Source organism: Synechococcus sp. A10-1-5-9 (genome assembly GCF_047716785.1).
In the GTDB taxonomy this organism is placed as follows: Bacteria; Cyanobacteriota; Cyanobacteriia; order PCC-6307; family Cyanobiaceae; genus Synechococcus_C.
Map to the genome: position 1 here is coordinate 1,209,813 of NZ_CP180406.1, position 17,231 is coordinate 1,227,043.

The following is a 17,231-nucleotide window of genomic DNA, read 5'->3' on the forward strand; positions in this document are numbered from 1 at the left end:
TCCGGTGGTCATGCTGCCGGCCGTTTCGGCCATGACTGCGTCACTACGATCAGCGCCCACCAGGCCACCGTTCATGCGCCTTCGGCCATGCGAACGGGGTTGTCCACGCTGGCGTCATTACCTCCCATGTCCATCGGCATCCTTGGGAAGAAACTGGGTATGTCCCAGCTCTTCGACGAGCAAGGCAAAGCCGTCCCGGTCACTTTGATCGAGGCGGGGCCTTGCCGGATCACCCAACTCAAAACAACAGAAACTGACGGCTACAGCGCCGTCCAGATCGGCTTCGGGGAGACCCGCGACAAGCTGGTCAACAAACCAGCCAAGGGACACCTCGCCAAATCCGGTGAAGGTGTGCTCCGTCACCTCAGTGAGTACCGCGTCGACGATGTCGACGGCCTGGAACTCGGTGGCGCCGTCACCGTGGGTGACTTCGAAGCCGGCCAGAAGGTTGACGTCAGCGGCGACACGATGGGACGCGGCTTCGCGGGTTACCAGAAGCGCCATGGCTTCAGCCGCGGTCCGATGACGCACGGTTCCAAAAATCACCGTGAACCGGGCTCCACCGGCGCGGGCACAACGCCTGGTCGCATCTACCCCGGTAAGCGCATGGCCGGGCGTTACGGCGGCAAAAAAACCACCACGCGCGGTCTCACCATCCTCAGAGTGGACAGTGACCGCAATTTATTGGTGGTGAAGGGCTCCGTTCCTGGCAAGCCCGGTGCGCTGCTCAACATCCGACCCGCCAACCGCGTGGGTGCCAAGCCCGCCAAAGGAGGTAAGTGATGGCCAACTGTGTAGTCCGCGACTGGCAGGGCAAGGAAGCCGGAAAGGCCTCCCTGGACCTGAAGGTTGCCAAAGAGACCACAGCCCTTGATTTGATGCACCGTGCGGTCCTGCGCCAGCAGGCCCACAGCCGTCAAGGCACCGCAAGCACTCTCACCAGGTCAGAAGTCCGCGGTGGCGGTCGCAAGCCCTACAAGCAGAAGGGCACAGGTCGAGCACGTCAGGGTTCGATCCGTACGCCTCTCCGTCCCGGTGGCGGCATCGTCTTCGGACCGAAGCCACGCACCTACAACCTGGCGATGAACCGTAAGGAGCGTCGCCTGGCCCTGCGCACCGCATTGATGGCTCGCATCGACGACGTCACCGTGGTGAAGGACTTTGGAGCATCTCTTGAGGCTCCCAAGACCCGGGAAATCACCGATGCCCTCGGACGCCTGGGCATTGAAGCCGATTCCAAAGTTCTGATCGTGGTGGGGAACCCTTCGGAGGTGCTCCGTCGCTCCGTCCGCAACCTCGAGAAGGTGAAGCTGATCGCAGCGAACCAACTCAATGTCTTCGACCTGCTCCACGCCAATGCGCTGGTGCTGGGGGAAGAGGCTCTCGCAACCATCCAGGAGGTTTACGGCGATGACTGAGCGCTTCACCGGACGCCTGGCGGATGTGATCCGCCGGCCGCTGATCACTGAAAAAGCCACCCGTGCACTGGAACTCAACCAGTACACATTTGAGGTGGATCACCGAGCTGCCAAGCCAGACATCAAAGCAGCTGTCGAGCAACTCTTCGATGTCAAGGTCACTGGCGTCAGCACCATGAACCCCCCTCGCCGCAGCCGTCGGGTCGGCCGTTTCGCCGGCAAGCGTGCCCAGGTGAAAAAGGCCGTGGTGCGCCTCGCCGAGGGCAACTCCATCCAACTCTTCCCTGAGTCCTGAGGGGTCTGAAACGTCATGGCAATTCGCACTTTCCGCCCCTACACCCCCGGAACCCGCACCCGGGTGGTCACCGACTTCAGTGAAGTCACCGGCCGCAAGCCGGAACGCTCGCTTGTGGTGCCCAAACACCGCCGCAAGGGACGCAACAACCGCGGCGTGATCACCTGCCGCCATCGCGGCGGTGGCCACAAGCGGCAGTACCGCGTCGTTGATTTCCGACGCAACAAGCACGGTGTGCCCGCCAAGGTGGCGGCCATCCATTACGACCCGCACCGCAATGCACGGCTGGCGTTGCTTTTCTACACCGATGGAGAAAAGCGCTACATCCTTGCCCCTGCTGGGATCACGGTCGGACAGACAGTGATTTCAGGGCCTGATGCCCCGATCGAGGACGGCAACGCCATGCCGCTCTCCTCCGTGCCACTCGGTTCGAGTGTGCATTGCGTCGAGCTCTACGCCGGACGAGGAGGCCAGATGGTCCGCACAGCCGGTGCTAGTGCCCAGGTGATGGCGAAGGAAGGCGACTACGTCGCCCTCAAACTGCCCTCCACTGAGGTGCGTCTGGTCCGACGCGAGTGCTACGCCACGCTGGGCGAAGTCGGTAATTCCGAGATTCGCAATACCAGCCTGGGCAAAGCCGGTCGTCGTCGCTGGCTGGGACGTCGTCCCCAGGTGCGAGGCAGTGTGATGAACCCCTGCGACCACCCCCACGGTGGTGGCGAGGGTCGAGCACCCATCGGCCGCTCTGGTCCTGTGACCCCATGGGGCAAACCTGCCCTTGGTCTTAAGACTCGCAAGCGCAATAAGCCGAGTAACAAGTTCGTCCTCCGGAAGCGTCGCAAGACGTCCAAGCGGAGCCGTGGCGGACGCGACTCCTGATGTTCATCACCGTTTTGCTGTTCGCTTAATCCGCCATGGGACGTTCACTTAAAAAAGGCCCTTTCATCGCTGACAGCCTTCTTCGCAAGGTTGAAAAGCAGAATGCCGCCGATGACAAGTCGGTGATCAAGACGTGGTCCAGGGCCTCCACAATCCTGCCGATGATGATCGGTCACACCATTGCCGTACACAACGGCAAAACCCACGTGCCGGTCTTCGTGACCGAGCAGATGGTCGGTCACAAGCTGGGCGAATTCGCTCCGACCCGCACCTTCAAGGGCCACATCAAAGACAAGAAAGGAGGCCGCTGAGTCCATGACAACGTCATCCCCAACGGCAACCACCGCCCAAGCCCACGGCCGCTTCATCCGCGGCTCCGTGTCCAAGGTGCGGCGGGTGCTCGATCAGATCCGCGGACGCACCTATCGCGACGCGCTGATCATGCTCGAGTTCATGCCCTATCGCTCCACCGGCCCGATCACCAAGGTGCTGCGTTCTGCAGTGGCCAACGCCGAGCACAACCTCGGCCTTGACCCGTCCACCCTGGTGATCTCCCAGGCCAGCGCCGATATGGGCCCCTCCATGAAGCGCTATCGGCCCCGCGCCCAGGGACGCGCCTACGCGATCAAAAAGCAGACCTGTCACATCAGCATTGCTGTGGCATCCCAGACCGACTCCTGACCCCCGAGCACACCGACTGATGGGACACAAAATCCATCCAACCGGCTTACGCCTGGGGATCACCCAGGAACACCGGTCCCGCTGGTACGCCTCCAGCAAAAGTTATCCGACCCTCCTCCAAGAGGATGATCGGATCCGCAAGTTCATCCACAAGAAGTACGGCTCCGCCGGCATCAGTGATGTTCTGATCGCCCGCAAGGCCGATCAACTTGAAGTGGAACTCAAAACCGCACGTCCCGGCGTGTTGGTCGGCCGCCAGGGCAGCGGCATCGAGGATCTTCGCTCCGGCATCCAGAAAACTGTTGGTGATCCAAACCGTCAGGTCCGGATCAACGTGGTTGAAGTGGAACGGGTCGATGCCGACGCATTTCTGTTGGCCGAATACATCGCCCAACAACTGGAAAAGCGGGTGGCCTTCCGCCGCACAATCCGCATGGCCGTGCAGCGAGCCCAGCGGGCTGGCGTTCTCGGCCTCAAGATCCAGGTGTCCGGTCGCCTCAACGGAGCCGAGATTGCCCGGACCGAGTGGACCCGCGAAGGGCGTGTTCCCCTTCACACCCTGCGCGCTGACATCGACTACGCCACCAAGGTGGCCAGCACGACCTACGGCGTGCTGGGGATCAAGGTTTGGGTGTTCAAGGGCGAAGTGCTGGGGGATGAAGCCCAGCAGCAACTGCCTGTGGGGGCAACCCCGCGGCGTCGGGCCGGCCGCAGGCCCCAACAGTTCGAAGACCGCTCCAACGAGGGGTGAACAGGAGGCCTGAATCATGCTGAGTCCAAAACGCGTCAAATTCCGCAAGCAGCAGCGCGGCCGCATGCGTGGCGTCGCCACCCGTGGCAACACCATCGCTTTCGGTCAGTTCGCCCTGCAGGCACAAGAATGTGGCTGGATTACCTCGCGTCAAATCGAGGCCAGCCGTCGTGCCATGACCCGCTACGTCAAACGTGGCGGAAAGATCTGGATCCGAATTTTCCCGGACAAACCGGTCACCATGCGTGCCGCCGAAACCCGTATGGGTTCCGGTAAAGGCAACCCGGAATTCTGGGTGGCAGTGATCAAACCCGGTCGGATCCTGTTTGAAATGGGTGGTGATGAAATCACCCCCGAAATCGCAAAGGAAGCCATGCGCCTGGCGCAGTACAAGCTCCCTGTGAAGACCAAGTTCATCAGCCTCGATGAACAGGAGCAGTCCACGGGAGCCAATGCCCCGGCTGCTGCTGCCGCCACCGTGGAGTCCTGACCATGGCACGTCCCAATGCTTCCGAGCTGCGTCAGCTCTCCGACGCAGACATCACAGATCAAATCAACGGCCTGCGCCGTGAACTATTCGATCTGCGCTTCCAGCAAGCCACCCGGCAGCTGGGTAACACCCACCGTTTCAAGCAGAGCCGCATCAAGCTGGCTCAGCTGCTGACGGTGCAAAAGGAGCGTCAAAGCTCCACCGCCTCCTGATCCCCCGCTTCATTCCCATGGCACTCAAGGAAAGGGTCGGCACCGTCGTCAGCGACAAGATGGACAAAACGGTGGTGGTGGCGGTGGAAAACCGCTTCCCACATCCCATCTATCAAAAGACGGTGAGCCGCACCACCCGCTACAAAGCTCACGACGAGAACAACAGTGTTCGCGTCGGCGACCGGGTTCGCATCACCGAAACTCGTCCGCTCAGCCGTCACAAGCGCTGGGCCGTCGCCGAAGTGCTCAGCCACAGTCCCAAGGCTGAGGGAGCTCAAAAATGATCCAGCAGGAATCGTTCCTCACCGTCGCCGACAACAGCGGCGCCAAGCGCATCCAGTGCATCCGTGTGCTGGGCACCAACCGTCGCTACGCCCACGTCGGTGATGTGATTGTTGCCGCCGTCAAAGACGCCATGCCCAACATGGGCGTGAAAAAGTCCGATGTGGTCAAGGCTGTGGTGGTTCGCACCAAGGCGACCCTGCGTCGTGACACCGGCAATTCCATCCGGTTCGACGACAACGCCGCCGTGATCATCAACGACGACAAGAACCCCAAGGGCACCCGCGTCTTCGGCCCCGTGGCCCGTGAGCTGCGCGAGCGCAACTTCACCAAAATCGTGTCCCTCGCTCCGGAGGTGATCTGATCATGGCCACTGCAACCTCCCAATCCGCTCCAACCCAGCGCATCAAGATGCGTCTGCGCAAAGGCGACACCGTTCAGGTCATCGCCGGCAAGGACAAGGGCAAGACCGGAGAAGTGCTGCGCACGCTGCCCAACGAAAACCGCGTGATCGTGGAGGGCGTGAACATGCGCACCCGCCACGTGAAGCCAACCCAAGAGGGTGAGAGCGGACGGATCGTCACCGAAGAGGCATCGCTACATGCCTCCAACGTGATGCTCTACTCCACCACGAAAAAGGTGGCCAGCCGAGTCGAGCTGATCACCGAGAAAGATGGCAGCAAGAAGCGCCGTCTCAAGAAAACAGGCGAGGTGATCGACTGATCACCCCGATCCTCCTTCTGACCAAGCCCAGAAGTCCCATCCCCCAGCCATGTCACTGAAACAGCGCTATCGGGAGACCATTCAGCCCAAACTGCTGAAGGATCTGAGTCTCTCCAACATCCACGAAGTCCCCAAGGTGGTGAAAGTCACCGTCAACCGAGGACTTGGCGAAGCCGCCCAGAACGCGAAGTCCCTCGAGGCTTCGGTGAACGAGCTGGCTCAAATCACCGGCCAAAAAGTGGTGGTAACCCGCGCCAAGAAAGCCATTGCCGGTTTCAAAATCCGCCAAGGCATGCCGATCGGTTGTGCCGTCACCCTTCGTGGCGAACGCATGTATGCGTTCCTTGAGCGACTCATCAACCTGGCGCTCCCCCGAATCCGCGACTTCAGAGGAGTCAGCCCCAAAAGCTTCGACGGCCGCGGCAACTACACCCTGGGGGTGAGAGAACAAATCATCTTCCCTGAAATCTCCTTCGACAAAATCGATGCCATCAGGGGCATGGACATCACCATCGTGACCACTGCCCGCACGGATGAAGAGGGCCGGGCCCTCCTCCGCGAGATGGGAATGCCATTCCGCAGCAACTGAGCCCTCCTCGGAAACCACCATGGCCAACCACGACCCTATTTCCGACATGCTTACCCGCATTCGTAATGCGAGTGAGAAACGTCACCAGAACACCAAAGTCCCCGCATCCCGCATGTCCCGCAGCATCGCCAAGGTGCTGCAGCAGGAGGGTTTCATCGCTGAGATCAGCGAAGAAGGCGAAGGAGTTCACACCAATTTGGTGCTGGAACTGAAGTACAGCGGCAAGCACCGACTGCCCACCATCCGCTCCATGCAACGGGTGAGCAAGCCCGGTCTGCGCATCTACAAGAACACCCGAGGACTTCCCAAAGTCCTCGGTGGACTGGGGGTGGCCATCATCTCCACCTCCAAGGGTGTGATGAGCGATCGCGATGCCCGCAAGCAGGGCGTCGGCGGTGAAGTGCTCTGTTACGTCTATTGATCCGGAGCCAGAACCATGTCACGTATCGGTAAATCCCCCATTCCCATTCCCGACAAGGTGAGTGTGAGTCTTGACGGACTCGCTGTCACCGTGAAGGGACCAAAAGGCGAACTGAAGCGCACGCTCCCCGACGGTGTGAGCGTGAATCAAGTGGAGAACACCATTGTGGTGGCTCCCACCAGCGAGAAGCGCCTCTCTAGAGAGCGCCACGGACTGTGCCGCACCCTGGTCGCCAACATGATCGAAGGCGTCAGCAACGGGTATTCCAAGAAACTTGAAATCGTGGGCGTCGGCTCCAGGGCTCAAGTGAAAGGCAAGACCCTCGTGGTGAGTGCCGGCTACAGCCACCCGGTGGAGGTACAGGCCCCTGAAGGCATCACCTTCGCCGTTGAAAACAACACCAACGTCACTGTCTCCGGCACCGACAAGGAGCTGGTGGGCAATGAGGCGGCCAAGATCCGCGCCATCCGTCCGCCTGAGCCCTACAAGGGCAAAGGCATCAAGTACGCGGGCGAGCGCATCCTGCGCAAGGCAGGCAAGTCAGGCAAGAAGTAATTCCCCGCCAGACACTCCTCCGCATAACCCACCATGTCGACCCTCTCTCGCAAACAACAGACCCAGAAGCGCCACCGGCGCCTGCGTCGCCATCTCAGCGGCACAGCCGACCGTCCCCGGTTGGCTGTGTTTCGCTCCAACAGCCACATTTACGCCCAGGTCATCGACGATGCCGCACAGAGCACGCTCTGCTCGGCCTCGACGCTTGACAAGGACCTGCGCACGAGCATCAAGGACACAGGAAGCACCTGCAATGCTTCCGTTGCCGTCGGCGAACTCGTCGCCAAGCGTGCCCTGGCCAAGGGCATCCAACAGGTGGTCTTCGATCGTGGCGGCAACCTGTATCACGGCCGGGTGAAAGCCCTTGCCGACGCCGCCCGGGAAGCGGGCCTTCAGTTCTGATCCTGCTCTCAACATGACCGATTCCAACCCTCAAACCAATCCCAACGACATCCCATCGGCGGCTGATGTCCCGGCAGCGGCCGAAGGACAGCAGGAGCAACGCCGCGGTGGCGGCGGACGTGGTGACCGCGGCGACCGTCGCGGTGGCCGTCGCGGCGACCGTCGCAACCAGGAGCGCGACTCCGAATGGCAGGAGCGCGTGGTGCAGATCCGCCGGGTCTCCAAGACCGTCAAAGGTGGTAAGAAAATGAGTTTCCGAGCGATCGTCGTCGTCGGAAACGAGCGTGGACAGGTGGGTGTCGGCGTCGGCAAGGCCGGTGATGTGATCGGAGCCGTCCGCAAGGGCGTCGCCGATGGCAAAAAGCATCTCGTGAAGGTGCCGCTCACCCGTCACAATTCAATTCCCACCCTCTCCAACGGGCGTGATGGCGCAGCCAGTGTTCTGATCCGCCCCGCGGCTCCAGGCACGGGCGTGATCGCCGGTGGATCAATCCGCACCGTCCTCGAGCTCGCCGGCATCAAGAACGTGCTGGCCAAGCGCCTGGGCAGTAAGACTCCCCTCAACAACGCGCGAGCCGCCATGGTGGCTCTGGACAGTCTCCGCACCCACAAAGAGACCGCCAAGGAACGGGGGATCTCCCTCGAGCAGATCTACTCCTGACTCCCATGACTCTCCGACTCGAATCCCTTAAATCCAACAAAGGCGCCCGTCGCCGCAAACTGCGCAAAGGTCGTGGCATCGCCGCTGGCCAGGGTGCGAGCTGCGGCTTCGGGATGCGGGGTCAGAAGTCCCGCTCGGGCCGGCCAACGCGCCCCGGCTTCGAGGGTGGCCAAATGCCCTTGTACCGCAGGGTCCCGAAACTGAAGCATTTCCCTCTAGTGAACCCCAAGCAGTTCACTGTGGTGAATGTGTCGGCTTTGAACGACCTCAAGGACGGCAGCACGGTCAATCTCGACTCTCTTGTGAAGGGCGGCATCGTCACAAGCCCTAAACATCCCCTGAAAATTCTGGGGAATGGAGAACTAAAGACCAAACTCACAGTTCAAGCTGCCGCCTTCACTGCATCAGCTCGCACCAAAATCGAAGCCGCTGGTGGAACCTGCGAACTTCCGGAGTGAGACCTTTCAAGGCCGTAACGCCCAGCTCTAAGGTCTGAGCCGTCCGCAGGATTTCGATCCGCGGACGGCTTTCCTGCATCCAGCCCACACCCACGCTCTCTGTTTCATGCTCGTCAGTCGGGGACGCAACCCCAGTGCCGCTGAAGTCATCACCCAACTGGTACGGAATCCGGAGCTACGCAACCGGGTTCTGACCACTCTGGGTTTGCTGATGTTGGTGCGCCTTGGCATCTACATCCCCATGCCCGGCATCGACCGCGTTGCCTTCCAGCAGTTCATCCAGCAGGGAGGGCAGCTGATTGGATTCCTCGACATCTTCACCGGTGGAGGCATCTCCACCCTTGGAATCTTTGCCCTCGGGATCCTGCCCTTCATCAACGCTTCGATCATCCTGCAGCTGCTGACTGCGTCTCTGCCCCAGCTCGAAGATCTACAGAAAAACGAGGGAGAAGCCGGTCGACGCAAAATTGCCCAAATCACCCGCTACGTAGCGTTGGGTTGGGGACTGATTCAGAGCGTGATCTTTGCTGTAATTCTTCGGCCTTACGCACTTGAGGGTTTGTCAGACGGCGTATTCATTACGCAGACAGCTCTGGCTCTGGTCACCGGCTCGATGATCGTGATGTGGATCAGCGAAGTGATCACTGAGCGAGGAATTGGCCAGGGAGCCTCCCTGGTGATCTTCCTCAACATCGTGGCCACCCTGCCTCAGGCTCTCGGGTCCACCATTGAGAAAGCCCAGACGGGTGACCGAAGCGACGTGTTTGGGATCATCGTGCTGGTCTTGGTTTTCTTGGTCACCATCGTTGGAATCATTTTCGTGCAGGAGGGGGCTCGACGGCTGCCGATCGTGAGTGCCAAACGCCAGGTGGGTGGATCCGCTCTCCTCCCCAACCGTCAGAGTTATTTGCCTCTGAAGTTGAACGCTGGTGGCGTAATGCCGATCATTTTCGCTTCTGCGCTGATTTTCCTACCGATCACAATCGCCAATTTCAGTCAGAGCCCACTGTTGATTACCGCAGCGAGCGCGTTGAACCCAAGTGCATCAAACCCATGGCCGTACGCACTTCTGTTTTTCTCCTTGATCCTGGGCTTCTCCTACTTCTACGCCTCGCTCACTTTTAATCCAACAGAAGTCGCCACCAATCTCAAACGCGGTGGCGTGGCCATCCCAGGGGTCCGCCCTGGGAGCGCCACAGCCAACTATCTCGAAGGCGTCAAAAATCGACTCACTCTGCTCGGAGGCTTATTTCTGGGGGCTGTCGCCATCATCCCCTCCGCCGTCGAGCGCGCCACCAGCGTCACCACATTCCAAGGACTCGGCGCAACGTCCCTCCTGATTCTGGTCGGCGTCGCCATCGACACCGCCAAGCAGGTTCAAACGTACGTGATCTCACAGCGCTACGAGGGCATGGTGCGCCAATAGAGAGCACCAAAGCGTTACGCCTGAAGCACGAACTTGGTACGCCACCGTACCGCCCCATCGCTTTATCCCCTGACCCATCCCATCGACACCATGAAGCAACGTCTGCTGTTCATCGGCCCCCCAGGGGCAGGCAAGGGAACCCAGGCTTCACGCCTCTGCGACACCCACGGACTTCGCCATCTCTCCACCGGCGATCTGCTGCGCTCTGAGGTTTCAGCAGGCAGCGCCCTGGGCAAGGAAGCCGAAGCGGTCATGAACCGCGGCGAGCTCGTCAGCGATGACCTGGTTCTCGCCATCGTCCGTTCTCAGCTCACAGCGCTGAAGGGCCAGGGCTGGCTTCTCGATGGATTTCCTCGCAATGTTGCGCAAGCCGAAGCACTGGAGCCCCTGCTCGGAGAACTGCAACAAAGCATCGAGACGGTCGTTCTTCTGGAACTCGACGACGAGGTCCTTGTCGAGCGACTGCTTGCCAGGGGTCGAGCGGACGACAACGAATCGGTCATTCGCAATCGTCTCGAGGTGTATCGCAAGCAGACCGCCCCGCTGATCGACTACTACCGAGCCAAGGGACTGTTGATCTCCATCGACGCTCAGGGCAGCGTAGAAGACATCACCACAAGACTTGAAGCAAATCTGGCTTGACCCTCTGTGATAGGTTAGCTGTTTGGAATTTTGGAGAGCCACACCCAATGAAGGTGCGCGCCTCGGTCAAGAAAATGTGCGACAAGTGCCGGGTGATTCGTCGCCATGGTCGCGTCATGGTGATCTGCGAGAACCCGAAGCACAAGCAACGTCAGGGCTGAACGTCCTACGTCTGAAATTCTGATCGCTTATTCGCCGCCCAAGGCGGCAACTGTCCCCCTCGATTATTAGCTCAGTGGCACGGATTGCTGGTGTCGACATTCCCCGTGACAAGCGGATCGAAGTCGCCCTCACCTACATCTACGGAATCGGCCTCACCCGGGCCAAAACCATTCTCTCCAAGACAGGTGTCAACCCAGACATACGCGTCAAGGATCTAGAGGATGGTGATGTGCAGAAACTGCGTGGCGCCACCGAAGCCTTCACGATCGAGGGTGATCTGCGCCGGCAGGAGGGCATGGCCCTCAAGCGCCTGCAGGACATCGGCTGCTTGCGTGGCCGCCGCCATCGCATGAGCCTTCCTGTTCGCGGCCAGCGAACCCGCACCAACGCACGAACCCGTCGCGGCGCCCGCAAGACCGTGGCCGGCAAGAAAAAGTAAGCCTCTTGCAGTCGTTCGGATTGCTCCGTTCCTCCAGCCCCCATCACCCCCAGGCCCATGGCCAAGACCGTCAAGAAATCCGGCCCGAAGAAGGCCAAACGCAACGTCCCCAACGGCGTTGCGCATATTCAGAGCACGTTCAACAACACGATCGTCTCGATTACCGACACCACCGGAGAGGTCATCTCCTGGTCATCGGCCGGCGCCAGCGGCTTCAAAGGTGCTCGTAAGGGCACGCCCTTCGCAGCACAGACCGCAGCCGAGGCCGCTGCTCGTCGCGCACTTGATCAAGGGATGCGTCAAATCGAAGTGCTGGTTCGCGGCCCCGGTTCTGGACGAGAAACCGCCATCCGTGCTCTGCAGGTCGCCGGCTTGGAGATCACCCTGATCCGTGATGTCACGCCGTTGCCCCACAACGGCTGCCGCCGTCCCAAGCGTCGTCGCGTCTGATCCACGCGTTTCCGTTCAGGTCCCTCTCTCCCCCCGCCTCAGACAGTGTTGCAATACCAGATCGACCGTATCGAGCATCAGATCGCTGACGATCGCTCACAAACCGGTGTGTTTCTCATCGGCCCCTTAGAGCGTGGTCAGGCCACGACTCTCGGCAACTCGCTGCGTCGTGTGCTGATGGGCAATCTCGAGGGCACAGCGGTCACCGCCGTGAGGATTGCTGGTGTCAATCATGAATACGCCACCATCCCAGGTGTTCGCGAGGATGTTCTTGACATTCTCTTGAATTGCAAGCAAATCACCGTGAACAGCCGCACCAGCGAGCTGGAGATCGGACGTCTGGTGGTGGCCGGACCGGCAACCGTTAAGGCCCGTGACCTGCAGTTTTCATCTCAGGTGCAGGTGATTGACGGAGAGCGTGTGATCGCGACGGTGGGCGAGAGTTACAGCCTCGAGCTCGAGGTGCATGTGGAGCGAGGCATCGGCTATAGGCCGGTGGATCGCCACAACGAAGACACCAGCGCCATCGACCTGCTGCAGATCGATGCTGTGTTCATGCCGGTGCATCGGGTGAACTTCACCATCGACGAAACGGCCGTTGCCGAAGGTGGATCAGCCCGAGAGCGTCTGCGCATGGAGGTGGTGACCGATGGATCCATCACCCCAGACGATGCCATTGCCCAGGCTGCCAATCAGCTCATCGAGCTGTTTCAGCCTCTGGCCACGGTCACCATGGTCGAAGAGGTCAGCGCAGAACCCGAGCCCACTGCAGAGGCTCAGATTCCTCTCGAGGAACTCAACCTCTCGGTTCGTGCCTACAACTGCTTGAAGCGAGCTCAGGTGAACTCGGTTTCCGATCTCATGGGTTTCAGCTACGAGGATCTGCTGGAGATCAAGAACTTCGGATCCAAGTCGGCTGACGAAGTGATCGAGGCCCTCGAGCGCATCGGCATCCAGATTCCCCAAAGTCGCACCAGCGCCTGATCGTTCCTCACTCCATTCCAAGTCCTCACCCGAACCATGCGTCACCAATGTCGAGTTCCTCAGCTGGGCCGCCCAGCTGACCAGCGCAAAGCCATGCTTCGTGGCCTGACCACGCAGCTGATCCGCGAAGGCCGGGTCACGACAACCAAAGCCCGCGCCAAGGCCCTGAGGGATGAAGCCGAGCGCATGATCACGTTGGCCAAGGAAGGCAGCCTGGCGTCACGGCGACGGGTGCTCGGTTACGTGTACGACAAACAGCTTGTGCATGCTCTCTTCGAGAAAGCGCCCGACCGCTATAGCGATCGCAAAGGTGGTTACACCCGGATCACCCGCACAGTTCGCCGCCGTGGCGACAATGCCGAGATGGCCATCATTGAGTTGGTCTGAACCCTTCGGATCAGAGCACGATTCACGACCCCCGACCCGGACCTGAAACCAATCCCCCCCAGCGGATTGCTATCAGCCTCCAGTACGCGGGGTCGTTTTTTTGTGGCTGGCAGCGGCAACGACAGGGCACAAGCGTGCAAGGCGTACTTGAACAGGCCATCGCAGATCTCGACCCCCATCGTCCCGTCCATGCCGTGGCCGCTGGCCGCACTGACGCCGGTGTGCATGCAGCCGGACAAGTGGTGCATTTCGACAGCAGTGGTCCGATTCCCGCCAATCGCTGGGCTCCAGCACTGAATGGCCGGCTACCCGCCAGCATCAGGGTCCGTGAAGCCGTGGAACGGCCTCTTTCGTGGCATGCCTGCTACTCGGCCACCTACCGGCGCTATCGCTACACCCTTTACAACGGCCGGCGACCCAATCTCTTTCTCGCGCCCTGGAGCTGGCATCGCTATCAAGCGCGTCTTGATGAGCATGCGATGGCTGAAGCCTTGGGGGGAATGCTTGGCAGTCATGACTTCGCAGCTTTCCAGCGCGCTGGAAGTCGCAGAGCTCATTCGAGAACCACGATTCAGGACGTCTCCGTTCAACGGCGAGGCGATCTGATTGACCTGGAGATTCAGGCCACCGGCTTTCTCTATGGAATGGTGCGCCTATTGATGGGGCAACTGGTGGCCGTTGGTGAACATCGACTCACCCCAGAACAGTTCGAGCGCCGCTGGCGGGAACGACGGCGTGAGGAGGTCAAAGACGGTGCACCACCCCAGGGCTTGTGCTTGCTCAGAGCAGGCTACGAGGACACCATCTTCAGCAAGGGCGGCTGGTACGATTGTCAACCGACTTTTTCTCTAGCCACAGAAGATCCACCTCCGGATCCTCCAGGATGGTGATTCAGCACCTGAACCGCACCGACGCCAACCGAACTTTGAGGTTGGGGTCAGGCGACAAGGTAAAGTCGATCTTTGAGCTCTGGTTGGAACGCCACGGCGTAACCAATGCTCCCTGCCCAGCTTCGTCGCTCGCGACGGGGCATATCAGAACCGGCATGCCGGCGCGATGAACAAGACCTCTGTCCCCTCCATCGATTCGATCGACCGCCAGTGGTATCTGGTGGACGCTGAGAATCAAACCCTCGGCCGACTGGCAACCGAGGTGGCTTCCGTGCTGCGCGGCAAGAACAAAGCCAGTTTCACCCCTCACCTCGACACCGGCGATTTCGTTGTCGTTGTGAATGCCGACAAGATTCGGGTAAGCGGTAACAAGCCTCAGCAGAAGCTTTACCGCCGTCACTCCGGTCGCCCCGGAGGCATGAAGGTGGAAACCTTCGCTCACCTGCAGGAGCGCCTGCCAGAACGCATCGTGGAGAAGGCCATCAAAGGCATGCTTCCCCACAACGCCCTGGGTCGGCAGATGTTCCGCAAATTGAAGGTTTACAAGGGTGCCGAGCACCCTCACGCTGCCCAACAGCCCAAGCCCCTGCAGCTCGATCCCGCCGCCACCGCCCAATGAGCACCTCCAATTCTGTCGTCTACTGGGGTACCGGCCGCCGCAAAACCTCTGTGGCCCGTGTGCGCTTAGTGCCAGGAAACGGCACCATCACGATTAACGGTCGCCCCGGCGATAACTATCTCAATTACAACCCCGCCTACCTGTCTGCAGTACGTGCCCCACTGCAGACGTTGGGTCTCCTCACGGAGTACGACGTTCTCGTGAACGTCCGTGGTGGTGGACTGACCGGCCAAGCTGATGCCATCAAGCAGGGCGCCGCTCGCGCCTTGTGTGAGCTTTCAGCCGACAACCGCAAGCCCCTGAAGACCGAAGGCCATCTCAGCCGAGATCCACGGGCAAAGGAACGTCGCAAGTACGGCCTCAAGAAAGCCCGTAAAGCTCCCCAGTTCTCCAAGCGCTGATTTCTGTCATGCCCAAGCCCGAAATCCATCCCACCTGGTATCCCGATGCCAAGGTGATCTGCAACGGAGAAGTGGTGATGACCACTGGCTCCACGCAGCCCGAAATCCACGTTGATGTGTGGAGCGGCAACCATCCATTCTTCACAGGCACTCAGAAAATCCTCGACACGGAGGGGCGTGTGGATCGTTTCATGCGCAAATACGGCATGGGCGGAGCAGACAAGGCTGCAGATGACAAAAAAAGTGGCGAGAAAGCAGACGCCTGATTGGTGTTTTGCCATGAATGTTCCCCCGAAGGCAGTAACACCACTGCCATCGGGGGTTTTTGTTGACCCACCGTCCTTCGTTGCAGACCAGGCATCGGCACCATCTCTGAGGGAATGGATCCATCGACGTTGATCAGTCGCCTCGAAGCGGCACGCGACAGTTTCCACAACCTGGAGCGCCAATTGGCGGATCCAGATGTGGCCTCAGATCCCACGCGTCTGCAGTCAATCGCTCGAGAACGATCCAGACTCGAACCCCTGGTGAACGACTACACCAGCCTGCAATCGGTGCAAGCGGAGCGGGAACAGGCCAGAGAACTCCTGAGTGATAGCCGTGGTGATGAGGAGATGGCCAACCTTGCGCAACTTGAGTTGGAGGAGCTGGACAAGCGCCATGAAGTCCTGATTCAACGGCTCACACTGGCACTGCTGCCGAAGGATCCCCGGGATGAACGCAGTGTGATGCTTGAGATCCGTGCTGGTGCCGGCGGCGATGAAGCCTGCCTCTGGGCAGGCGATCTTGCACGGATGTATGAACGCTTCAGCAGCAGGCGCGGCTGGACGGTTCAACCGGTGAGTGCCAGTGAGGCCGACCTTGGGGGCTTCAAGGAGCTGATCCTCTCGGTGAAAGGAGATTCAGTGTTCAGTGAGCTGAAATTTGAAGCTGGAGTTCACCGCGTGCAACGTGTCCCAGCCACAGAATCGCAAGGACGCGTTCACACATCCACTGCCACCGTGGCCGTCATGCCAGAAGCAGACCCCGTCGAAGTGCTGATCGAACCCGCCGATTTGGAGATCAGTACAGCCCGATCCGGTGGAGCTGGAGGGCAGAACGTCAACAAAGTCGAAACCGCCGTGGATCTAATGCATCGCCCCAGCGGAATCCGTGTGTTTTGCACCCAGGAACGATCCCAGCTTCAGAACCGGGAGAGGGCCATGGAGATTCTGCGGGCCAAGCTCTACGAGCGCCAATTAGCGGAAGCCAACGCCCGGGAAAGCTCCGCGCGACGCGCCCAGGTGGGCACAGGCGATCGCAGTGAGAAGATTCGCACCTACAACGCCAAAGACAACAGGGTCACAGATCATCGGCTGGGCCGGAACTTCAGCCTTGATCCAGTACTCCAGGGACAAATGGAGGATGTGATCGGTGCTTGTATCGCTGAGGAACAGCGCAGCAAGCTGGCAGCGCTCAGTCAGCAATCGGACGACTGAATCACGCGCCGATCACATATTTGGCCCACTCACTGTGCCGACCAGAGTTGATCTGACGGACGGCATCGAAACTCAAACTGCTGAGCGGTCGTCTTGGCATTTTCCGGAGAGGCATGGCCGCTTCCTGGGGCGTGCGATTCCCCTTTCGGACGTTGCAGCGCATACAGGCTGTGGTCACGTTGTCCCAGCTGTCGCCACCGCCGCGACTGCGAGGCATCACGTGGTCGATCGAGAGATTCTCCTTGGCGCCACAGTACTGACAGGTGTGATTGTCTCTCTGAAACACGTTGCGACGGGTCAGTGGGACCTGCCTGAATGGAACACGAACAAACTGCCGCAACCTGATCACCGTTGGGACATGAACATCTCGGCGTACGAGCCGATGAGGATCATGTTCGAGGCTCTCAGCCTTGCCCTTGAGCATCATCACCAAAGCTCGACGCCAAGTGGTGATGTTCAGAGGTTCGTAGGACGCATTGAGAACGAGAACCTGGCCCATGCCAGCTCCCAGATTAAACGGCATGCTATCGGGGTCA

31 protein-coding genes are annotated in these 17,231 nt (G+C 60.1%); 30 read left to right on the plus strand and 1 reads right to left on the minus strand.

Annotated elements, in window-relative coordinates:
• The first annotated feature begins 126 nt into the window (after positions 1–126).
• The 30 genes from rplC (at position 127) to prfA (ending at position 16,695) form a co-directional block, all read left to right on the plus strand.
• Positions 127–783 (plus strand): 50S ribosomal protein L3, encoded by a 657-nt coding sequence (gene rplC / locus ACLM45_RS06900; protein WP_006042204.1) that lies wholly within the window; start codon positions 127–129, stop codon positions 781–783.
• The gene (gene rplD / locus ACLM45_RS06905; RefSeq protein WP_006042205.1) at positions 783–1,418 is read left to right on the plus strand and encodes a 50S ribosomal protein L4; all 636 of its coding nucleotides are present in this window, start codon (positions 783–785) and stop codon (positions 1,416–1,418) included. The genes rplC and rplD overlap by 1 nt, the downstream gene beginning before the upstream one ends.
• Positions 1,411–1,713 carry a 50S ribosomal protein L23 gene (locus tag ACLM45_RS06910; protein ID WP_006042206.1) on the plus strand — a complete coding sequence of 101 codons (303 nt, stop codon included), beginning with the start codon at positions 1,411–1,413 and terminating at the stop codon, positions 1,711–1,713. The genes rplD and ACLM45_RS06910 overlap by 8 nt, the downstream gene beginning before the upstream one ends.
• Positions 1,714–1,728: 15 nt before the next feature.
• Entirely contained in the window at positions 1,729–2,592 is an 864-nt protein-coding gene (rplB, locus tag ACLM45_RS06915; protein WP_006042207.1) for a 50S ribosomal protein L2, read from the plus strand.
• Between the two features lie 35 nt (positions 2,593–2,627).
• A complete protein-coding gene (gene rpsS, locus ACLM45_RS06920) occupies positions 2,628–2,903 on the plus strand; it encodes a 30S ribosomal protein S19 (RefSeq protein WP_006042208.1) in 276 nt (91 codons plus the stop codon).
• 4 nt (positions 2,904–2,907) lie between these two features.
• Entirely contained in the window at positions 2,908–3,273 is a 366-nt protein-coding gene (gene rplV, locus ACLM45_RS06925; protein WP_006042209.1) for a 50S ribosomal protein L22, read from the plus strand.
• Positions 3,274–3,292: 19 nt separating this feature from the next.
• Entirely contained in the window at positions 3,293–4,024 is a 732-nt protein-coding gene (rpsC, locus tag ACLM45_RS06930; protein WP_006042210.1) for a 30S ribosomal protein S3, read from the plus strand.
• Positions 4,025–4,040: 16 nt separating this feature from the next.
• Positions 4,041–4,514: a 50S ribosomal protein L16 gene (rplP, locus tag ACLM45_RS06935; protein WP_006042211.1), complete on the plus strand. Its 474-nt coding sequence runs from the start codon at positions 4,041–4,043 to the stop codon at positions 4,512–4,514.
• Between the two features lie 2 nt (positions 4,515–4,516).
• On the plus strand, positions 4,517–4,726 hold the full coding sequence (gene rpmC, locus ACLM45_RS06940; protein ID WP_006042212.1) for a 50S ribosomal protein L29: 210 nt from the start codon (positions 4,517–4,519) through the stop codon (positions 4,724–4,726).
• Positions 4,727–4,743: 17 nt separating this feature from the next.
• Positions 4,744–5,010, plus strand: a complete 267-nt coding sequence (gene rpsQ, locus ACLM45_RS06945; protein ID WP_006042213.1) for a 30S ribosomal protein S17 — start codon at positions 4,744–4,746, stop codon at positions 5,008–5,010.
• Positions 5,007–5,372: a 50S ribosomal protein L14 gene (gene rplN / locus ACLM45_RS06950; RefSeq protein ID WP_006042214.1), complete on the plus strand. Its 366-nt coding sequence runs from the start codon at positions 5,007–5,009 to the stop codon at positions 5,370–5,372. The genes rpsQ and rplN overlap by 4 nt, the downstream gene beginning before the upstream one ends.
• Before the next feature lie 2 nt (positions 5,373–5,374).
• Positions 5,375–5,731: a 50S ribosomal protein L24 gene (gene rplX / locus ACLM45_RS06955; protein WP_415411245.1), complete on the plus strand. Its 357-nt coding sequence runs from the start codon at positions 5,375–5,377 to the stop codon at positions 5,729–5,731.
• 49 nt (positions 5,732–5,780) lie between these two features.
• Positions 5,781–6,320 (plus strand): 50S ribosomal protein L5, encoded by a 540-nt coding sequence (gene rplE, locus ACLM45_RS06960; RefSeq protein WP_006042216.1) that lies wholly within the window; start codon positions 5,781–5,783, stop codon positions 6,318–6,320.
• A gap of 19 nt (positions 6,321–6,339) precedes the next feature.
• Complete coding sequence (gene rpsH / locus ACLM45_RS06965; protein ID WP_006042217.1) at positions 6,340–6,741, plus strand: 30S ribosomal protein S8; 402 nt, start codon at positions 6,340–6,342, stop codon at positions 6,739–6,741.
• 15 nt (positions 6,742–6,756) lie between these two features.
• Positions 6,757–7,296 carry a 50S ribosomal protein L6 gene (gene rplF / locus ACLM45_RS06970; protein WP_006042218.1) on the plus strand — a complete coding sequence of 180 codons (540 nt, stop codon included), beginning with the start codon at positions 6,757–6,759 and terminating at the stop codon, positions 7,294–7,296.
• A 33-nt stretch (positions 7,297–7,329) separates the two neighbouring features.
• Positions 7,330–7,698, plus strand: a complete 369-nt coding sequence (rplR, locus tag ACLM45_RS06975; protein WP_415411246.1) for a 50S ribosomal protein L18 — start codon at positions 7,330–7,332, stop codon at positions 7,696–7,698.
• A gap of 13 nt (positions 7,699–7,711) precedes the next feature.
• Positions 7,712–8,359: a 30S ribosomal protein S5 gene (gene rpsE, locus ACLM45_RS06980; RefSeq protein ID WP_006042220.1), complete on the plus strand. Its 648-nt coding sequence runs from the start codon at positions 7,712–7,714 to the stop codon at positions 8,357–8,359.
• A 5-nt stretch (positions 8,360–8,364) separates the two neighbouring features.
• Entirely contained in the window at positions 8,365–8,817 is a 453-nt protein-coding gene (rplO, locus tag ACLM45_RS06985; protein WP_006042221.1) for a 50S ribosomal protein L15, read from the plus strand.
• A 106-nt stretch (positions 8,818–8,923) separates the two neighbouring features.
• Entirely contained in the window at positions 8,924–10,243 is a 1,320-nt protein-coding gene (gene secY / locus ACLM45_RS06990; protein ID WP_415411247.1) for a preprotein translocase subunit SecY, read from the plus strand.
• A gap of 90 nt (positions 10,244–10,333) precedes the next feature.
• Positions 10,334–10,885, plus strand: a complete 552-nt coding sequence (locus tag ACLM45_RS06995; protein WP_006042224.1) for an adenylate kinase — start codon at positions 10,334–10,336, stop codon at positions 10,883–10,885.
• A 47-nt stretch (positions 10,886–10,932) separates the two neighbouring features.
• Entirely contained in the window at positions 10,933–11,046 is a 114-nt protein-coding gene (gene rpmJ, locus ACLM45_RS07000) for a 50S ribosomal protein L36 (RefSeq protein WP_006042225.1), read from the plus strand.
• Positions 11,047–11,120: 74 nt separating this feature from the next.
• Entirely contained in the window at positions 11,121–11,486 is a 366-nt protein-coding gene (gene rpsM / locus ACLM45_RS07005) for a 30S ribosomal protein S13 (RefSeq protein ID WP_006042226.1), read from the plus strand.
• Between the two features lie 57 nt (positions 11,487–11,543).
• On the plus strand, positions 11,544–11,936 hold the full coding sequence (gene rpsK / locus ACLM45_RS07010; protein WP_006042227.1) for a 30S ribosomal protein S11: 393 nt from the start codon (positions 11,544–11,546) through the stop codon (positions 11,934–11,936).
• 45 nt (positions 11,937–11,981) lie between these two features.
• The gene (locus ACLM45_RS07015) at positions 11,982–12,920 is read left to right on the plus strand and encodes a DNA-directed RNA polymerase subunit alpha (RefSeq protein ID WP_006042228.1); all 939 of its coding nucleotides are present in this window, start codon (positions 11,982–11,984) and stop codon (positions 12,918–12,920) included.
• Between the two features lie 36 nt (positions 12,921–12,956).
• A complete protein-coding gene (gene rplQ / locus ACLM45_RS07020; RefSeq protein ID WP_006042229.1) occupies positions 12,957–13,307 on the plus strand; it encodes a 50S ribosomal protein L17 in 351 nt (116 codons plus the stop codon).
• 20 nt (positions 13,308–13,327) lie between these two features.
• Entirely contained in the window at positions 13,328–14,197 is an 870-nt protein-coding gene (gene truA, locus ACLM45_RS07025) for a tRNA pseudouridine(38-40) synthase TruA (RefSeq protein WP_415411376.1), read from the plus strand.
• Positions 14,198–14,363: 166 nt separating this feature from the next.
• Positions 14,364–14,816, plus strand: a complete 453-nt coding sequence (gene rplM / locus ACLM45_RS07030) for a 50S ribosomal protein L13 (protein WP_006042231.1) — start codon at positions 14,364–14,366, stop codon at positions 14,814–14,816.
• A complete protein-coding gene (rpsI, locus tag ACLM45_RS07035; protein ID WP_006042232.1) occupies positions 14,813–15,217 on the plus strand; it encodes a 30S ribosomal protein S9 in 405 nt (134 codons plus the stop codon). The genes rplM and rpsI overlap by 4 nt, the downstream gene beginning before the upstream one ends.
• An 8-nt stretch (positions 15,218–15,225) precedes the next feature.
• Positions 15,226–15,483, plus strand: coding sequence for a 50S ribosomal protein L31 (gene rpmE / locus ACLM45_RS07040; protein ID WP_006042233.1), 258 nt, complete (start codon positions 15,226–15,228; stop codon positions 15,481–15,483).
• 114 nt (positions 15,484–15,597) lie between these two features.
• On the plus strand, positions 15,598–16,695 hold the full coding sequence (gene prfA / locus ACLM45_RS07045; RefSeq protein WP_415411248.1) for a peptide chain release factor 1: 1,098 nt from the start codon (positions 15,598–15,600) through the stop codon (positions 16,693–16,695).
• A gap of 1 nt (position 16,696) precedes the next feature.
• Here the strand turns inward: prfA and ACLM45_RS07050 are convergent, their stop codons facing one another.
• On the minus strand, positions 16,697–17,194 hold the full coding sequence (locus tag ACLM45_RS07050; RefSeq protein ID WP_415411377.1) for an HNH endonuclease: 498 nt from the start codon (positions 17,192–17,194) through the stop codon (positions 16,697–16,699).
• Positions 17,195–17,231 lie beyond the last annotated feature (37 nt).

What these genes read in the sequence shown, in the direction of transcription:
- rpmC (WP_006042212.1), top strand. Translation starts at nt 4,517, where the DNA reads ATGGCACGTCCCAATGCTTCCGAGCTGCGTCAGCTCTCCGACGCAGAC.
- rplR (WP_415411246.1), top strand. Translation starts at nt 7,330, where the DNA reads ATGTCGACCCTCTCTCGCAAACAACAGACCCAGAAGCGCCACCGGCGC.
- rpsI (WP_006042232.1), top strand. Translation starts at nt 14,813, where the DNA reads ATGAGCACCTCCAATTCTGTCGTCTACTGGGGTACCGGCCGCCGCAAA.
- ACLM45_RS07050 (WP_415411377.1), bottom strand. Translation starts at nt 17,194, where the DNA reads ATGGGCCAGGTTCTCGTTCTCAATGCGTCCTACGAACCTCTGAACATC.
- rplN (WP_006042214.1), top strand. Translation starts at nt 5,007, where the DNA reads ATGATCCAGCAGGAATCGTTCCTCACCGTCGCCGACAACAGCGGCGCC.
- rplC (WP_006042204.1), top strand. Translation starts at nt 127, where the DNA reads ATGTCCATCGGCATCCTTGGGAAGAAACTGGGTATGTCCCAGCTCTTC.
- rplB (WP_006042207.1), top strand. Translation starts at nt 1,729, where the DNA reads ATGGCAATTCGCACTTTCCGCCCCTACACCCCCGGAACCCGCACCCGG.
- rpsK (WP_006042227.1), top strand. Translation starts at nt 11,544, where the DNA reads ATGGCCAAGACCGTCAAGAAATCCGGCCCGAAGAAGGCCAAACGCAAC.
- ACLM45_RS06910 (WP_006042206.1), top strand. Translation starts at nt 1,411, where the DNA reads ATGACTGAGCGCTTCACCGGACGCCTGGCGGATGTGATCCGCCGGCCG.
- rpsS (WP_006042208.1), top strand. Translation starts at nt 2,628, where the DNA reads ATGGGACGTTCACTTAAAAAAGGCCCTTTCATCGCTGACAGCCTTCTT.
- rpmE (WP_006042233.1), top strand. Translation starts at nt 15,226, where the DNA reads ATGCCCAAGCCCGAAATCCATCCCACCTGGTATCCCGATGCCAAGGTG.
- rpsH (WP_006042217.1), top strand. Translation starts at nt 6,340, where the DNA reads ATGGCCAACCACGACCCTATTTCCGACATGCTTACCCGCATTCGTAAT.
- rplP (WP_006042211.1), top strand. Translation starts at nt 4,041, where the DNA reads ATGCTGAGTCCAAAACGCGTCAAATTCCGCAAGCAGCAGCGCGGCCGC.
- rpmJ (WP_006042225.1), top strand. Translation starts at nt 10,933, where the DNA reads ATGAAGGTGCGCGCCTCGGTCAAGAAAATGTGCGACAAGTGCCGGGTG.
- rplD (WP_006042205.1), top strand. Translation starts at nt 783, where the DNA reads ATGGCCAACTGTGTAGTCCGCGACTGGCAGGGCAAGGAAGCCGGAAAG.
- rplF (WP_006042218.1), top strand. Translation starts at nt 6,757, where the DNA reads ATGTCACGTATCGGTAAATCCCCCATTCCCATTCCCGACAAGGTGAGT.
- prfA (WP_415411248.1), top strand. Translation starts at nt 15,598, where the DNA reads ATGGATCCATCGACGTTGATCAGTCGCCTCGAAGCGGCACGCGACAGT.
- secY (WP_415411247.1), top strand. Translation starts at nt 8,924, where the DNA reads ATGCTCGTCAGTCGGGGACGCAACCCCAGTGCCGCTGAAGTCATCACC.
- ACLM45_RS06995 (WP_006042224.1), top strand. Translation starts at nt 10,334, where the DNA reads ATGAAGCAACGTCTGCTGTTCATCGGCCCCCCAGGGGCAGGCAAGGGA.
- rplQ (WP_006042229.1), top strand. Translation starts at nt 12,957, where the DNA reads ATGCGTCACCAATGTCGAGTTCCTCAGCTGGGCCGCCCAGCTGACCAG.
- rplO (WP_006042221.1), top strand. Translation starts at nt 8,365, where the DNA reads ATGACTCTCCGACTCGAATCCCTTAAATCCAACAAAGGCGCCCGTCGC.
- rplE (WP_006042216.1), top strand. Translation starts at nt 5,781, where the DNA reads ATGTCACTGAAACAGCGCTATCGGGAGACCATTCAGCCCAAACTGCTG.
- rpsE (WP_006042220.1), top strand. Translation starts at nt 7,712, where the DNA reads ATGACCGATTCCAACCCTCAAACCAATCCCAACGACATCCCATCGGCG.
- rpsC (WP_006042210.1), top strand. Translation starts at nt 3,293, where the DNA reads ATGGGACACAAAATCCATCCAACCGGCTTACGCCTGGGGATCACCCAG.
- rplV (WP_006042209.1), top strand. Translation starts at nt 2,908, where the DNA reads ATGACAACGTCATCCCCAACGGCAACCACCGCCCAAGCCCACGGCCGC.
- rplX (WP_415411245.1), top strand. Translation starts at nt 5,375, where the DNA reads ATGGCCACTGCAACCTCCCAATCCGCTCCAACCCAGCGCATCAAGATG.
- rpsQ (WP_006042213.1), top strand. Translation starts at nt 4,744, where the DNA reads ATGGCACTCAAGGAAAGGGTCGGCACCGTCGTCAGCGACAAGATGGAC.
- rplM (WP_006042231.1), top strand. Translation starts at nt 14,364, where the DNA reads ATGAACAAGACCTCTGTCCCCTCCATCGATTCGATCGACCGCCAGTGG.